The 15,430-nt window shown below is 62.1% G+C and carries 12 protein-coding genes; 5 read left to right on the top strand and 7 right to left on the bottom strand.

Going from position 1 to position 15,430, the window contains the following annotated elements:
* Positions 1–96: 96 nt before the first annotated feature.
* A complete protein-coding gene (betA, locus tag HMPREF1287_RS08780; RefSeq protein ID WP_023016475.1) occupies positions 97–1,872 on the bottom strand; it encodes a choline dehydrogenase in 1,776 nt (591 codons plus the stop codon).
* A gap of 333 nt (positions 1,873–2,205) precedes the next feature.
* On the opposite strand from betA, the gene betT reads away from it, so the two are divergent.
* Both betT and HMPREF1287_RS08770 read left to right on the top strand, forming a co-directional pair.
* Positions 2,206–4,446, top strand: coding sequence for a choline BCCT transporter BetT (gene betT / locus HMPREF1287_RS08775; protein WP_005276214.1), 2,241 nt, complete (start codon positions 2,206–2,208; stop codon positions 4,444–4,446).
* Positions 4,447–4,491: 45 nt separating this feature from the next.
* Positions 4,492–6,069: an aldehyde dehydrogenase family protein gene (locus HMPREF1287_RS08770; protein WP_023016474.1), complete on the top strand. Its 1,578-nt coding sequence runs from the start codon at positions 4,492–4,494 to the stop codon at positions 6,067–6,069.
* A gap of 68 nt (positions 6,070–6,137) precedes the next feature.
* On the opposite strand, the gene HMPREF1287_RS08765 is transcribed toward HMPREF1287_RS08770, so the two are convergent.
* The 3 genes from HMPREF1287_RS08765 to HMPREF1287_RS08755 are packed head-to-tail and all read right to left on the bottom strand — an operon-like array spanning position 6,138 to position 8,162.
* Positions 6,138–6,857: an SDR family oxidoreductase gene (locus HMPREF1287_RS08765; protein WP_023016473.1), complete on the bottom strand. Its 720-nt coding sequence runs from the start codon at positions 6,855–6,857 to the stop codon at positions 6,138–6,140.
* Positions 6,858–6,893: 36 nt separating this feature from the next.
* The gene (locus HMPREF1287_RS08760; protein ID WP_005280576.1) at positions 6,894–7,433 is read right to left on the bottom strand and encodes an NADPH-dependent FMN reductase; all 540 of its coding nucleotides are present in this window, start codon (positions 7,431–7,433) and stop codon (positions 6,894–6,896) included.
* Between the two features lie 39 nt (positions 7,434–7,472).
* Positions 7,473–8,162 (bottom strand): alpha-ketoglutarate-dependent dioxygenase AlkB, encoded by a 690-nt coding sequence (locus tag HMPREF1287_RS08755; RefSeq protein WP_023016472.1) that lies wholly within the window; start codon positions 8,160–8,162, stop codon positions 7,473–7,475.
* A 39-nt stretch (positions 8,163–8,201) separates the two neighbouring features.
* Between HMPREF1287_RS08755 and HMPREF1287_RS08750 the strand changes: the two genes are divergently transcribed.
* Entirely contained in the window at positions 8,202–8,867 is a 666-nt protein-coding gene (locus HMPREF1287_RS08750) for a sugar O-acetyltransferase (protein WP_023016471.1), read from the top strand.
* Positions 8,868–11,138: an ATP-dependent RNA helicase gene (locus tag HMPREF1287_RS08745; protein WP_023016470.1), complete on the top strand. Its 2,271-nt coding sequence runs from the start codon at positions 8,868–8,870 to the stop codon at positions 11,136–11,138.
* Between the two features lies 1 nt (position 11,139).
* On the opposite strand, the gene HMPREF1287_RS08740 is transcribed toward HMPREF1287_RS08745, so the two are convergent.
* On the bottom strand, positions 11,140–11,910 hold the full coding sequence (locus HMPREF1287_RS08740) for a TSUP family transporter (protein ID WP_023016469.1): 771 nt from the start codon (positions 11,908–11,910) through the stop codon (positions 11,140–11,142).
* Positions 11,911–11,968: 58 nt separating this feature from the next.
* Here HMPREF1287_RS08740 and HMPREF1287_RS08735 point away from each other — a divergent pair, with 58 nt between their 5' ends.
* Positions 11,969–13,075, top strand: coding sequence for an AbrB family transcriptional regulator (locus tag HMPREF1287_RS08735; protein ID WP_005276193.1), 1,107 nt, complete (start codon positions 11,969–11,971; stop codon positions 13,073–13,075).
* A 22-nt stretch (positions 13,076–13,097) separates the two neighbouring features.
* Here the strand turns inward: HMPREF1287_RS08735 and HMPREF1287_RS08730 are convergent, their stop codons facing one another.
* A complete protein-coding gene (locus tag HMPREF1287_RS08730; protein ID WP_023016468.1) occupies positions 13,098–14,768 on the bottom strand; it encodes a DUF885 domain-containing protein in 1,671 nt (556 codons plus the stop codon).
* A 71-nt stretch (positions 14,769–14,839) separates the two neighbouring features.
* Positions 14,840–15,409 (bottom strand): TIGR00730 family Rossman fold protein, encoded by a 570-nt coding sequence (locus HMPREF1287_RS08725; RefSeq protein WP_034653731.1) that lies wholly within the window; start codon positions 15,407–15,409, stop codon positions 14,840–14,842.
* Positions 15,410–15,430: the final 21 nt, after the last annotated feature.

Raw genomic sequence — 15,430 nt, 5'->3', positions numbered from 1 at the left:
AGGGGTGCGCGGTGGGGAAAGGGGGACGTCGGCAAGCAAAAGCGCCGCGCCCCACAATGGGAAACGCGGCGCTAGAGCAATCCCGCGGGAGGGTGCTTAGTGGTCAGCGCCCTGGATGGAGTGCTTGTGATCGCGGACTGCTTCGCCCTCAGCGTAGAGCGGCATATCCTGCTTAGCCTTGTACCACTCGGCGTGGTTCGGCTCGAGCGGCGTGCGGCCGGCAATAAGGTCCGCAGCCTTCTCGCCCACCATCATAGTCGGGGAGTAGATATTGCCGTTGGGAACCGAGGGGAATACGGAAGCATCGGCAATATACAGGCCATCGATACCCCATACGCCCATGGTCTCTGGGTTCACCACGGCCATGGGATCGGACTCATCGCCCATCTTGGCGGTGCAGGATGGGTGCAGTGCGGTCTCGCCGTCATTGCGGACCCACTCCAAGATTTCCTCATCGCTTTGGACCTCTGGGCCCGGGCTGAACTCGCGGGCGCCAACTTCCTCCATCGCCTTGGTATCCAGCAGGGAACGGGCGACGCGGACGGCTTCTACCCATTCGCGGCGGTCCTGCTCGGTGCGCAGGTAATTAAAGAGGATGGAGGGCTTTTGCCGGATATCGGAGCTCTTGATGTGCACGTGGCCCTTGGTATCGGAGAACATCGGGCCAACGTGCCACTGGAAGCCGTGCTTAACGTCGGCCTTTTGGCCGTCATAGCGCACCGCCATGGGCAGGAAGTGGAACATCAAGTTCGGGTAGGCCTCATCCTCGTTGGAGCGCACGAAACCGCCGCCCTCAAAGTGCGAGGTAGCCACCGGGCCCTTCTTCGTCAGCAGCCACTGCAGGCCCATAAACGGCCAACGCCACTTATCCAGGTAAGGCTGGGAGGAAGCGGTGGACTTGGTGGTCTCGTACTGGATGTAGACCTCGAGGTGGTCCTGCAGGTTCTCACCCACGCCTGGCAGGTGCTTGACCACATCGATGCCGTGCTTTTCCAAGATCTCGCGGTCGCCCACGCCAGAGACCTCTAGCAGCTGCGGGGTATTGATGGCACCGGCGGACAAGACGATCTTGTCTGCGAAAACGCGGTGGGTGCCACCCTGCCACTCGTATTCCACGCCCACTGCCTTGGTGCCTTCAAAGAGGATCTTGGTGGTAAATGCGCGGGTACGCACCTCAAGGTTGTCGCGGTCCTGGTTGGGGTACAGGTAGGCGCGGGCAGCAGACCAACGCTTGCCGTGCTTGATATTGCGATCGAAGGGGGCAAAGCCTTCCTGACGGTAACCGTTGACGTCATTGGTCAGGTTATAGCCCGCTTCTTGTACCGACTTAAATAGCGCCTGGAAAAGCTCCGAGGTAGCAGGTCCGCGGGACAGGTAGAGCGGGCCATCGTGGCCGCGGCGCGGATCATCGTCTTCTGCGGCAGCGGTGGTTTCCATGCGGTTGAAATACGGCAAGCAGTGGGCAAAATCCCAGTTATCCATGCCCGGGTTCTGACCCCACTTTTCGTAGTCCATGGGGTTGCCGCGCTGGTAGATCATGCCGTTGATGGAAGAGGAACCGCCAAGCACCTTGCCGCGCGCATGGTAGATGCGGCGACCATTCATCTCCGGTTCCGGATCGGATTCATACATCCAGTCATAGTTCTTTGCCCCGATGGGGAAAGAGAAACCGGAAGGCATGTGGATGAATAGGTCCCACAGGGAATCCGGGCGTCCGGCCTCAAGAACGAGCACGCGGGTGTCTTTGTCCTCGGTCAGGCGAGCCGCGATGACGGAGCCGGCAGAGCCACCGCCGACGACGACCACATCGCTGACCTCATCCGTCGCCCTCTTTGTCGAGCGCTTCTTAGTCAACTTATCCACAATACCCATAAATCCCCTTCCTTCTGTGAGCCATCTCACGCGTAGTTCTCGCCGTCTTTCGGGCGGATCCATTGTATCCTGCGCAAAAAATCTGCGCTTTTTCGCTTTCATTTATGCACAATAGCGCCCCCAGAATACACATCCGGTGGACGTTTTCCCAGATTAATGTATATTTACGGTGTTCGGATATGCATCTAAGTAGATGAAATCCGGGGTCTTTACGCATAGATTGCCCGCATATGATTTATGCCACCAACCTATCTCTCACCCCTCTTTTTCGGGGACTATGGGGCACTCGTGCGAAGGATTCGGTACTTAATCGATCAAGACTAGGAGAAGTAGATGGCTAACCTTGGTCCGCACGACCATGAGGAGTCCCGCACAGGGGACTCCGACACCTCTCTCGCTCGCTCCGCTGGGGATACTCGCTCAGCTGGGGACAAGGGCCGTAAACCGCGCAACCAAGTACGCGCCATCGTCGGCAGCTACAAGGCCGAAACCGGCGATGATGTCGGCGCCGATGAGGTGGCCGCGCCCAAGCCCAATTGGCCGGTCTTTATCATTTCCGGTGTCCTCATCATCGCCATGGCGCTGTACGCGGGCTTCGGGCAGGAGTCCGCGGCGAATACCCTCGCCAGCGTCACCGGATGGATCGGCACGAACCTGGGCTGGTTCTACGTCCTGACCGCCACCATCGCCGTGGTCTTTGTCCTCTACATCGCCTTTTCCAATACCGGCAGCATCCGCATGGGACCGGACCACTCCCGGCCCAAATTCAATACCTTCTCGTGGGTATCCATGCTCTTTGCCGCCGGCATCGGCGTGGACCTCATGTTCTTCGCCGTGGCCGAGCCGGTCACGATGTACATGGATCCGCCGGTGGGCGATGGCGAAACCATGGAGGCCGCCAAAGAGGCCGTGGTCTATGCCATGTTCCACTACGGGCTTACCGGCTGGGCGCTCTATGCGCTGATGGGCATGGCTTTTGGTTACTTCGCCTACCGCCTGAATATGCCGCTGGCTATTCGCTCGGCGCTGTACCCGCTCATCGGCAAGCGCGTGCACGGACCCATTGGTTCGGCCGTGGACATTGCCGCCATGCTGGGCACCGTCTTCGGCGTCACCGCCTCCCTGGGCATCGGCGTGGTGCAGCTGTCCTACGGCTTCCACCTCATCTTTGGCATCGAGCAGGGCCTGGGGCTGCAATCAGCACTCATCATCGTCGCGGTGGTCATCGCAACGCTATCGGCCGTATCCGGTGTGGATAAGGGCATTCGCTTCCTCTCTGAGCTCAACGTGTACCTGGCCATCGCGCTGATGGTTTACGTCGTGGTCTTTGGCAAGACCGCCTACCTCTTCGACGCCATCGTCACCAATATCGGTGACTACGTCTCCAAGTTCCCCTCCTGGACGCTGGAGACCTTCGCCTTTGCTGAGGACCAAGCCAGCGTAGATACCTGGATGCAGTCCTGGACCCTCTTCTTCTGGGCCTGGTGGATTGCCTGGGCGACCTTCGTCGGCCTATTCCTGGCCCGCATTTCCCGCGGCCGCACGCTGCGCCAGTTCATCCTGGGCACGCTGACCTTCCCCTTCCTGTTCATCCTGATGTGGATGTCCTTCTTTGGCAATACCGCCCTGGACATGGTGCGCTCCGGTGATTATCCGGAATTTGCGGAAAACGCCATCAACGTTCCGGAGCAGGGTTTCTATGACATGCTCCAGGAATTCCCTGGCTCCGCCATCGTCATCTTCCTGACCACCTTCATCGGCCTCCTGCTGTATATCACCTCGGCGGACTCCGGTGCGCTGGTCATGTCCAACTTCACCTCCCGCATCACGGATAACCGGCAGGATGGCGCCCGGTGGCTGCGCATTTTCTGGTCCATTACCGTCGGCGCGCTCACCTTGGCGTTGCTGCAGCTCGATGGCATTGCCACCGTGCAGTCCGCAACCGTGGTCATGGGCCTGCCCTTCGCGTTCGTGGTCTACCTCATCATGTTCTCGCTCTGGAAGTCGCTGCGCCTGGAAATCGTCCAGCGCGAGGCCCGGAAAACCGCCTTGCACGGCGCCATCAGCAGCCGCACCGAGCGCGAGCCGAGCGATTCCAACCTGTGGAAGAACCGCCTGGACCGCGCCAACTCCTTCCCCACCAAACAGGACATGGATGACTACCTGCGGGGAACTGCCGCCTACGCCCTCGAGCAGGTGGCCACGCAAATGCGCACCCGCGGCTATGACGCCATCTTGCTTACCAGTGAGCTTCCCGATGCCGAATTGCCCCAGCTCGATCTCGAGGTCCGGCTGCACAACGAGCGCCAATTCCGCTACCAGCTCTTCCCGGTTTCCGCGGAGCGACCGGACTTCTGCGAGGGCGACGGCGAGTACTACCGCCTGGAGGTCTACGACATGACCGGTTCGCTGGGCTATGACGTCTACGGCTACTCCGAAAACCAGATCATCAATAACGTGCTGGACCTGTACGAGCGCCACCTGGCATTCCTCTACATGCAGCAAAGCCAGCCGGGCGATTCCGATGTCTCCGATGGCGCCGAGCCGGAACGCACCTGGCGCGAAGATAGTTAAACTGGCGGGCAATACCGCCGCAATTAGAGAAAGGTTGCTTGCACTTTGAGCACCCAGAACACCTTGTTCGATCCCACGACCACCGAACTGCTCCAGGGCGTGCACTCCGGTGATGCCCCGAAGTCGCTCTTCATCAACGGCCAGTGGGAGGCCGCCCAGGATGGCGAGACCCGCACCATTATCTGCCCTGCCGATGGCTCCACCGTCGGCGTCGTCTCTGAGGCCTCCGAGGCAGATACCCTGCGTGCCATCCAGGTTGCACGTGAAACATTCGATAAGGGCGAGTGGGCCGCAACGCCGTCCGCCGAGCGCGGCAAGATCGTCATCCGCCTGGCGGATTTCATCCGTGAGCACAAGGAGCTTTTCGCCCAAGCCGAATCCGCGGATACCGGCAAGCGCTACGAGGAATCCCTGGGCGATATGGACGATATTGCCAATGCTTTCGAGTACTTTGGCACCTTGGCCCAGCACCAAGCTGGCCGCGTGGTCGACCCGCAAGATCCCAACCTGCGCTCACGCATCGATGCCGAGCCGGTGGGCGTCTGCGGCCTGATTACCCCGTGGAATTACCCGCTGCTGCAGGTGTCCTGGAAGGTAGGCCCGGCTCTTGCTGCCGGCAATACCTTCGTGCTCAAGCAAGCGGAACTGACCCCGCACACCGCGATGCTGCTCATGGCGGCGCTAAAGGAATGCGGCCTGCCGGATGGCGTGGGCAACCTCATCACCGGCGCCGGCGCTAACTGCGGCAATCCGCTCTCCCAGCACCCCGACGTGGATATGGTCTCCTTCACCGGCGGCCTCGTTACCGGCAAGCTGATTGCAAAGAACGCGGCCGAAACCGTCAAGCGCACGGCGCTAGAGCTCGGCGGCAAGAACCCGAACGTTATCTTTGCTGATGCCAACTTCGACGTCGCCGTGGATAATGCGCTCAACGGCGCCTTCTTCCACTCCGGCCAGGTCTGCTCCGCCGGCTCGCGCATCGTGGTGGAAGAGTCCCTGCACGATAAGTTCGTTGCCGCACTGGTCGAGCGCGCCGAGAAGATCAAGATCGGTGGACCCACCGATGACAAGGCCGAGACCGGTCCGCTTATTTCGGCCGACCACCGCGAGAAGGTAGCAGCCTACGTGGACAAGGCCCGCGAACAAGGCGCCAAGATCCTCACCGGAGGCCGCGCCGCCACCAGCGAGGACACCAACGGCCAGCACGGCACCGGCACCACGGATCTGGGCCAGGGCGTGTACTACCTGCCCACGATCATCGATGGCGCTACCCGCGAGATGGACTGCGTCCACGATGAGGCCTTCGGCCCGACCGTGACCATCGAGACCTTCACCACCGAAGAAGAGGCCATCGAGATCGCAAACGATACCGAGTATGGCCTGGCTGGCGCGGTGTACACCTCCGATGCCGGCCGCGCCGAGCGCGTTGCCCGCGCCCTGCGCCACGGCACCGTTTGGATCAATGATTTCCACCCGTACCTGCCGCAGGCGGAATGGGGCGGCTACAAGCAGTCTGGCAACGGCCGCGAGCTGGGCCCCACCGGCCTTGCCGAATACCAAGAGCACAAGCACGTGTACCAGAACCTGGCCCCTGCCGCATGGGATCAGTTTGGCCTGCAATAAGGCTCAAGCAGGAAGATAAAGCCTAGGCCCCGCCCCGCCGCTGCTCTTTTTAAGAGCCCCGCGGGGCCTTAGCTTTGCGTGCGCGGCTTAATGGTCATCGTATCCACGTTGACGTGGGCCGGTTGGGCGGCGACCCAGCGGATGGCCTCCGCAATGTCCTCTGCCACGAGGTTGAGCTGGCCGTCATACACCTTGGCCGCGCGCTTTTCATCGCCCTTGAAGCGCACCAAGGAAAAGTCCGTGGCCACGCGGCCAGGATCAATCTCGGTAACGCGCACATCGTGGTTTTCTAGGCGCAGCGCGCGAGAAATCACGCGCACGCCGTGCTTAGCGGTGTTATAGCCGGAACCGCCTTCGTACACGGTCCAGCCAGCAATGGAACCGACGTTAATAATCAGTCCGGAAAGATCCGGCACCCGCTCTAACTTGGGCATGAGCGCCTGAATCATGCGCACGGTGCCGAGCACGTTGGTCTCGTACATCCACTGCCAGTCCTCAATGGAGGTATCGACAAGCGGCTCCAAGCCCTTGGCACCGCCGGCGTTATTGACCAAAAGATCTACGCGGTCGAGGTGGGAGACGAACTTGGAAACAGAAACATCGGAGGTAACGTCCAGCTCATAGGCCTCGCCACTGATCTCAGAGGCAAGCTGCTGCAGGCGGTCTGTGCGGCGCGCGCCCACGACAACGTGCCAGCCGTCCTTGGCCAAAGAACGCGCGGTGGCCTCCCCAATGCCAGAGGAGGCGCCGGTTACTACTGCTACTTTCTTTTCACTCATGCACCCCATGCTACGCAGCGCGCTGCGCGGTGCAGGGCCTTTTACTTAAAGTGCGTCCTCGAGCTCAGCAAGCAGGGAGTTTGCGCGCTCGTAGGAGTCATCGCTGGGACGGAATTCGCCATCGTTCCAGTCGGTGAAGATATTAAAGTCCAGCTGGTTGCGCAGCTGTGGCATGGAGAAGTTAGCCACGACATTGCGCCATGCCTCGACCGCGCGCACGCCACCGACGGAGCCATAGCCCACGAAGGCCACCGGCTTGCCCGCCCATTCCGCGCCGAGCGAGTCGTAGGCATTCTTGAACGGACCAGGCACGGAGTGGTTGTACTCCGGGGTCACGAAGACAAAGCCATCGCAGGCATCGACGGCCTTGGACCACTCCTGCACGTTGGCGTCATCGTACTGCTTATTCGCCGCACCCGGAACAACCTCGCTGGTAAGGATGGGGACATTGAACTTCTTGAGCTCCAACAGCTGGTACTCCACACCGTTCTCGCGGCCTTGGGCGAGGTCATTGACCCACTCGCCTACTGCCTGGCCCGCCGCCTTATCGCGGGTGGAGCCGATGATGATGCCAATTCGGGACATAAGAAAAACCTCTTTCCTTCAACCTTTATGTAACCCGCCCTAGCCTACCGCGCTCGCCGAAACTTGTCTGATGGTGATATTGATTCTGCCTTCCTGCAGCCCGCATCCCTCCGGCAGCGTGCCATCATTTACCCGCACGACCCCGTGGTAGGCAAAGCGCTTCGGCCCGCCAAAGACCACCAAATCACCCGAGCACAAAGTCACATCGTCCCAGGGCTTAGTGCGATTTTCGGTATGGCCTATGCGAAAAAGGGCCTCATCCCCAATCGAAAGCGAAATCACGGGCGCGGGCGATCCCTCAGAGTCATCCACGTGCATCCCCATCGCCGAGCCGGGCGGATAATAATTCACCAGCGCCATCTCCGGCACGAAGTTATCCACCCATGGTTCAAGCTCCGGGGCAACCTGGGCCGCCTGCCGCAGCGCCACCGGGGCCAATTCCCGCAAGCTATCCGGCACCGGCGGCACCCGCGTGCCTTCCATATTGTCCACGTACCGGTAGCTGGGATAATGCCAATAGCGACCAAGATGCAGCTGAAATACGCTCATCTGCCCACCCGATTTCAGCCGCGGCTGCACCATCGCCATCGGCGTATGCGCATACGCACGAGCAATCTCCCGCGTCTCTTCTACAAGGACCTTTTGCTTGCCGATGCCCACCCACCCCGGCACGTGCCCCACGCCCGGCGCGACGTACGCATTCGGCCGCGGCAGTGAATCAAAAAGCATTCCTCCACTCTAATCGCCACCGCCGTGGAGGCCTCTACAATGGCTCACATGGATGAACAAAAGCTGCACGACCTGCAACGCTACGGCACTTGGGAGCGAATGACCGGTGGGCAGTGGCACCTGCCGGGCATGGGGGACATCGACAAGGAGCACCAGCGCACCTTTGGGCTGATTGGGCAGTTCAACGATCTGCACAACACCGATAAGGAGCAGGCGCAGGCAATCTTGCGGGAGATCCTGCCGGAGGAATCACACGTGCCGGGGGCGCACGCGCCGCTGAATATGGAATACGGTTGCAATATCGTCTGTGGGGAAGGCGTCTTCATCAACTTTGGCAGCAGCATTTTGGCCCAGGCCAAGGTCACATTCGGTGATCGCGTGTTGATTGGGCCCAATTGCTCGTTCATTACGGTGGGCCACCCCGTCAATGATCACGCGATGCGCGAGGGCGGGTGGGAAATCGCCCACCCCATCACCGTGGGGCGCAATACCTGGTTTGGGGCCAATGCCACCGTCATGCCGGGGGTTACCATTGGTGAAAACTGCGTTATTGGTGCCGGCACGCTGGTGACCAAGGATATCCCAGATAATTCGCTGGTCCTGGGTACGCCCGGCCGCGTGGTGCGCACGCTGGACGGCGATGAGGATTCGTGGGAGCGCAAGGATTTGGACGGCCCCGTGGAAGGTTTTGGGGCCGCGCAGTAAATGTTCGATCTCGCCAGCATTGGCGCGGGGCTGCCCGTAGCCGAGACCATCGATTCGCTGCCCCACACCGGAAACGTCGTCATTCAGGCACCGCCCGGCACGGGTAAAACCACGCTCGTGCCACCGGCGCTAGCCAATCATTCCGCAGGGCGCGGCAAGGTCATCGTCACCGCCCCGCGCCGCGTGGCCGTGCGCGCGGCCGCCCAGCGCTTAAGCACCCTCAGCGGCACCCCGGATAAGGTCGGTTTCGCCATCCGCGGCGAATCCCGCGCGGGCAGCGAGGTCGAGTTCGTCACCCCGGGCGTGCTGCTGCGCCGCCTGCTGAAGGATCCGGAGCTCGAGGGCGTGGCCGCCGTGGCCATCGATGAGGTTCACGAACGCCAGCTGGATACGGATCTAGTGCTCGGCATGTGCCTGGAACTGACCGAGTTGCGCGAAGACTTCCGCGTCATCGCCATGTCCGCCACGGTCGACGCGCAGCGCTTTTCCCAGCTCATGGGCGCGCCCGTCCACACCACAGAGGCGGTGACCTATCCCCTGGATATCCAGTACGCGCCGCAATCGGGGCGCGCGGCGGGGTCGCGGGAGTTTTACGGGGGCATCGCCAAGCAGGCGGCCCGCCAACACGAATCCACGCTGGTCTTCGTGCCCGGCGTGCGCGAGGTCAACCTGGTGTGCGAGGAGCTGCAGGGCCATAATGTTTTCCCGCTGCACGGCAAGCAGACCACCGCAGAGCAAGATGCCGCGCTTTATACCGATGAGCAGCGCATTGTGGTGGCGACGTCCATCGCGGAATCCTCGCTGACGGTGCCTGGCGTGCGCGTGGTGGTAGATGCCGGGCTGGCCCGCGTTCCCCGGCGCGATGCACAGCGCGGCATGTCTGGCCTGGTGACGGTCTCCACATCGAGGTCGAGCGCGGACCAGCGCGCGGGCCGTGCCGGGCGTGAGGCGCCGGGTACGGTCATTCGCTGCTATTCCCAGGACGATTACCAGCACTTTTCCCCGCACACCACGCCGGAGATCCTGTCCGCGGACCTCACCCAGGCTGCGCTGTTTTTAGACTGCTGGGGCGCGGGCCCGGATTTCCCGCTGCTCGATTCGCCGCCCGCCCAAGCCCTTGCGGCCGCGCGCGCCACCCTCGAGCGCATTGGCGCGACGCAGGAACTCGCCCTGCTGCCCACCGATCCCCGCCAAGGCGCGGCCCTTATCCGGCACGGCAGCCAGGCGGCGCCCACCATCGCCGCGCTTGCCGATGCCCCCACCAACACCACCGATCTCACCCGCCGCCCCGCACCGCAGAAGGAAATCAGGCGCCTGTCTCGCCTGGTGGAGGATCTCGGACCCGCTGACCCTGGCGAGGTCGTCGCCACCGCCTATCCCGAGCAGGTGGCCAAGCGCGTGGGCGAAGATTACCTGCTGGCCAGCGGCACCCGCGCCCGGCTGCTGGATAACTCCGGGCTGGCCGGCTCGCCGTGGCTCGCCATCGCGGAGGTCACCCTCTCCAATGCCGGAAACCCCATCATCCGCACCGCCGCGCGCATCGAAGAGTCTGCCGCGCTGGATGCCATCGGCGTCACAGAAGAAACCCGCGCCTTCCTGCGTGGGGGCCGCGTGCGCGGGGTCAAAGTCCGGGCGGCCGGGGCGATTGTGCTGTCCGAAACCCCGGTCAAGGTCACCGGCGATGCCGCCGCGCAGGCCCTTGCCGCCGGCATCCGCGAAGAAGGCCTCGGCCTATTTACCTTCAGCGAGAAGGCCCAGAGCTTAAAAGATAGGCTCCGCCACCTGCACGCGCACTACGGCGACCCCTGGCCGGAAGTCGATGCCGCCGATCCCGCCGAGTGGCTTGGGCCCGAGCTGCACCAGATTGCCGCGGGAACCCCCACCGCCAAAATAGACATGTACCCCGCCCTGCAGCGCCTGCTCCCCTGGCCCGAAGCCACCCGCCTGGACGAGCTCGCACCTCAGCGCCTGCCCGTGCCCTCCGGCCGCGATGCCAAGATCGATTGGTCGGGCGAGCGCCCCGTGGTCCACATCAAGTTGCAAGAATGCTTCGGCCTGGCCGAATCCCCGGAGTACTGCGGCAACCGCGTGCAATTCCACTTGCTCTCCCCCGCCGGCCGCCCGCTAGCAGTAACCGATGATCTTGCTAGCTTCTGGTCCGGCCCCTACGCCGGGGTGCGCGCCGATATGCGCGGACGCTACCCCAAGCACCCGTGGCCCGAGGATCCGTGGAATGCCATCGCCACCGCGCGGACCAAGAACCGGATGTAGCCTAACCCCACTGCTGCCAGGATAAATAGCAGCTCATGACCACTACCAAGGTAAGCAGGGCATAGCGGATAAACTTCGTCCCGCCGCTGAGCACCGTCCGCGCGCCCACCTGGGCGCCGAGGATATTGGCGGCGGCCAACGCGATACCAAGGGCCCACCACACGTGGCCGCCAAGGATGAAGGTCACCAGCGCACCGAGGTTCGTGGCGGTATTGACCACCTTGGCCATCGCCGCGGATTTTAAGAAGTTCTGGGAGAAGATGAAGGTAAAGGCCATAATCAGGAACATGCCGGTACCCGGGCCAAAGATGCCGTCATAAAAGGAGATGGCCGCCACCGCCACAAGCCCCGCCCAGGTGCGCCATCCGCCGCGGATCCCGGGAGACTCGGTGGTGCCAAAGCTCGGCTTAAAGGTCACGAAGACGCCCACCACCACTAAGAGCACGATGATGAGCGGGCGCATGATCTCACTATTAAGATTCGCCGCCACACTCGCGCCCAGCCCGGCGCACACGAGGGCGATGAGGGCGTAGCGAACGAGCTCCCCTGCGGGCGGGCGCACCTTGCGCACCAAGGTCACGGCCGCCGATGCCGTGCCGGATACCGCCGCAAGTTTATTGGTGGCCAGCGCCGTTGCCGGCGCGAGCCCCGGAACCACGGCAAGCAATAGTGGAATAAGCACGAGGCCTCCCCCGCCGATGACCGCGTCGATCCAGCCTGCTCCCGCCGCGCCCACAAGGAGCACCGCCCACTGCGCCACGTCGATATCCATGAGGAGATCATAAACCCCGCGGCGGGGAGGTCTAGACTCGATCGAAGACGAGCAGAAGATGGGAGAATACGTGGCACAGCGGCACTGGGGAATAAGCGTAGACACCCACACCATCCTGCGGTGGGGCATCGTGGTCCCCGTCTCCATCCTCTTGGGCTGGCTTTTTAGTATGTGGCACGTGCCGGCCGCGTGGATTTTGGCCGCGATCATCGCCTCCGGCGCCATGGCCCTTATCACCGGTGAAGACCTCAAGGTCAACCGCAAATTTTATGGGCTATCGCGCGGATTCATCGGCATCATGGCCGCGCTGCCGCTGACGGTAGTTTCCTTCGGCCAATTGGTGGGATACCTGCCGGCTGCCATAACCATGTCCTTTGTCACCATCGCGTTGGGAATTTTTTGCGGCGTCATGCTGCACCGCCAGCGGCCACGGGACGTCTCCTCCGAAACCGGCATCCTGTCCATGCTCCCCGGCGGTGCCTCGCTCATGCCCGCGCTTGCCGATGAACTCGGTGCCGACTACCGCTACGTCGCGCTCACCCAATACCTGCGGTTATTGATCGTCTCCATATCCCTTCCCGCCGTCGTGACCTTCCTCGATACGCCGGCCGGAAGGGGCGGTGACTTAAGGCTGGAGGCGGAAACCACCTGGTGGATCATCGCGTTGGTGCTCGTTATCGCGCTGGTCGGTGAAAGCCTTGGAAAATTCCTGCACCTGCCCGCAGCGGCCGTGCTCGGCCCGTTGATCTTGACGGTGCTGGCCTCCTTCTTCCTGCCGGAGGGGCATACGCTGGAGCCGATCTATGCCTTTAAGGTCATCGCCTTTTTATCCATCGGGTGGGTCTGCGGCGGCGGGCTTTCCCTCCCATCGCTCAAGGCCTTTGCCAAACAACTTCCCGCGACGATTCTTTCCATCGCCGCCGTCCTCGGCCTGTGTGCGGCCACGGCGTGGCCGCTGATGCACTGGCTGAATATCAGTTACTTCGAGGCCTACCTAGCCACCAGCCCCGGCGCGCTAGAAACCGTGCTCGCGCTCTCCGCGGAAGGCGGGGCTGGCCCCGTGGTTATCGCGGTGCAGCTCACCCGCCTCATCGCCGTGCTGGTCATTGCGGGGTACCTGCCGCAGCTCATCAGGGCTGTCAGCAAGTTTGCTAAAAGGCGCTAGCGTGCGCGGCTAGCCTGCGCGTTTAGTTATTGAGCACGGCCTCGCGCAGCACCGACATGGGCACCGAGCCAAGAGCCAACGCCTCGGAGTGGAATTCGCGGGCGCTCATGCCCTGCTCTTCGGCGGCGGCGCGGGTTTCTTGCCACAGGCGCTGGCCCAAGGCATAGGACGGGGCCTGGCCCGGCCAACCCAGGTAGCGGTTGACCTCAAAGTTGAGGTTCGCATCATCCATGGCGGTGTTTTCGCGCATGTAGGTCTTCACGTGGGCCTTATCCCATACGCCGGATACGGTGCAGTCCGGCAGCTTCTTGCCCAGGTGCAATCCGATATCCACCACGACGCGGGCCGCGCGCAGGCGCTGGGCATCGAGCAGCCCCATCCGCACACCAGGATCGTCCATGTAGCCCAGCTCGGCCATGAGCTGCTCAGCGTATAGGGCCCAACCCTCGCCGTGGCCGGAATTCCACGTCACCGCGCGGCGCCACAGGTTGAGATCCTCTTGTACCAGGGCAGAACCCAGCTGCAGGTGGTGACCCGGTACGCCCTCATGGTGCACGGTAGTCAGCTCCTGCCAGGTGTGGAAGGTATCTTGGCCCTCCGGCACGGACCACCACATGCGGCCCGGGCGCGAAAAGTCATCGCTGGGCGGGGTGTAGAAGATGCCGCCGGTGCCGGCTGGGTCGATGCAGCACTCGATCTCTTCGACTTCTTCCGGAATGTCGAATTCCTTGCCGTTGAGCTCGGCGATGACCGCATCGGCCTTGCTCTGCATCCACTCCACCAAGGCATCGGTACCGCGCAGGGTATAGCGTTCCTCGTGGTTCAGCTTGCGCATGGCAGAGCGCACCGAGCACTCCGAGCCATAAAGCTCGTGCGCGATCTTCTCCTGTTCGCCGCGCAGGTAACGCACCTGGTCAAGGCCCCATTCATAGGCCTCGTCCAAGTCCACGGAATCGCCGACGAAAAGCTTGGAGAAACGCTCGTAGCGCTCGCGGCCCACCGCGTCCTTATTAGAGGACTGCGGCTGCAGATCATTAGACAGCCAATCCGAGAACTCGCCAAAGGCCTCCTTGGCCTTCTTTACCTCGGCGGAGTCGGGGTCGAGGCCGAGGCCCTCGAGCATGGAGTCGGCATCGGCAAGCCGCTCGCACTGCACAATGACCTCAGAGATCTGGCGGTGCGGTGCCACCATGCCGTGGGAGGCCGCTTCCTTCAGGGACTCGCGGTAGCCATCGAGGGAACCCTTGACCTTGGACAGGCGGGAGCGAATGGCCTCGCGGTCCTCCTGGGTCTCCTGCGGCATAAGCAGCAGGGAATCCCGGATGGTCTGCACGGGCGAGGCAATATTATTAAGGCTGCGAATATCCTCGCCGTGGTGGTGCAAATCCAGATCTAAGCAGAGACGATCCCGCAAGACGGCGGCGGTGACATAATCCACATCATCGAAGTCATCCTCATCATCGGATTCATCGGTGGTGTCATCCAAGGCATCTAGATCCGCAACCATATCGCGGGTGCGATCAGCGACCGCCTCAAAATAGTCGGGGGAAAAATCCTGCAATTCGCCTTCAAAACCGTCAATTCCCCACGCGGTTGCATCAGTTGGGGATAGCTCGGCTAGGTCGTGAACGAAGTTATCGCACGAAGCGTCCAGTAGAGAGGGCTGGCGCTTAGCGGTCTGCTCAGAACTCATAAGAGGGAAGTCTAACCCTTTATCTTGTTGATAGGCCACCCAGCCCCACCCAAATGTTGCAAACTTGTTAGCTAATCGTTGTTCCACTTCGTGCCCGGGTAGTGCCACTGGACAAAACCATCCAGCACGGCCGCGGGATTTTCCTCTATGACCAGTGCTTTTACAAAGCGAGGCAGGATGAAGCCCGCCTCAGCCATGGCGGCATACATGTCATAAAAGGGCTGCCAAAAACCTTCCACGTCAACCAAGCCAACGGGCCCACGAATGCTGCCCAGCTGTTGTTGGGTCAGTACCTCTGTCACTTCCTCCAACGTGCCCACGCCGCCGGGCAAACAGATAAAGGCATCCGCCAGCTGCTCCATCCGGGTTTTCCGCTCGGCCATAGAATCCACGACCTCGAGGCGGGTCAAGCCTGGGTGGGAGATCTCTAAATCCACCAGGGATTGCGGCATGACGCCAGTGACGGTGCCGCCGGCCTTCAAGCAGGAGTTGGCAACCTCACGCATGAGGCCGATATTTCCGCCGCCATAGACCAAGTTCAGCCCGCGACGGGCAAGCTCGCCGCCCAAGTGTTGTGCCGCTGCGCTATAGGCGGGCGAATTGCCCACGGCGGAGCCGCAATAAACCGCTACTGATTTCATGCGCCCCAGCATAGGGAATTT

It is taken from the genome of Corynebacterium sp. KPL1986 (genome assembly GCF_000477975.1).
Classification (GTDB): domain Bacteria; phylum Actinomycetota; class Actinomycetes; order Mycobacteriales; family Mycobacteriaceae; genus Corynebacterium; species Corynebacterium accolens.
This window is presented reverse-complemented; position numbering and strand designations above follow the sequence as displayed.

Coding starts and splice junctions, on each gene's coding strand:
- HMPREF1287_RS08730 (WP_023016468.1), bottom strand. CDS start 14,768: ATGAGTTCTGAGCAGACCGCTAAGCGCCAGCCCTCTCTACTGGACGCT.
- HMPREF1287_RS08745 (WP_023016470.1), top strand. CDS start 8,868: ATGTTCGATCTCGCCAGCATTGGCGCGGGGCTGCCCGTAGCCGAGACC.
- betT (WP_005276214.1), top strand. CDS start 2,206: ATGGCTAACCTTGGTCCGCACGACCATGAGGAGTCCCGCACAGGGGAC.
- HMPREF1287_RS08765 (WP_023016473.1), bottom strand. CDS start 6,857: ATGGGGTGCATGAGTGAAAAGAAAGTAGCAGTAGTAACCGGCGCCTCC.
- HMPREF1287_RS08760 (WP_005280576.1), bottom strand. CDS start 7,433: ATGTCCCGAATTGGCATCATCATCGGCTCCACCCGCGATAAGGCGGCG.
- HMPREF1287_RS08725 (WP_034653731.1), bottom strand. CDS start 15,409: ATGAAATCAGTAGCGGTTTATTGCGGCTCCGCCGTGGGCAATTCGCCC.
- betA (WP_023016475.1), bottom strand. CDS start 1,872: ATGGGTATTGTGGATAAGTTGACTAAGAAGCGCTCGACAAAGAGGGCG.
- HMPREF1287_RS08740 (WP_023016469.1), bottom strand. CDS start 11,910: ATGGATATCGACGTGGCGCAGTGGGCGGTGCTCCTTGTGGGCGCGGCG.
- HMPREF1287_RS08755 (WP_023016472.1), bottom strand. CDS start 8,162: ATGCTTTTTGATTCACTGCCGCGGCCGAATGCGTACGTCGCGCCGGGC.
- HMPREF1287_RS08750 (WP_023016471.1), top strand. CDS start 8,202: ATGGCTCACATGGATGAACAAAAGCTGCACGACCTGCAACGCTACGGC.
- HMPREF1287_RS08735 (WP_005276193.1), top strand. CDS start 11,969: ATGGGAGAATACGTGGCACAGCGGCACTGGGGAATAAGCGTAGACACC.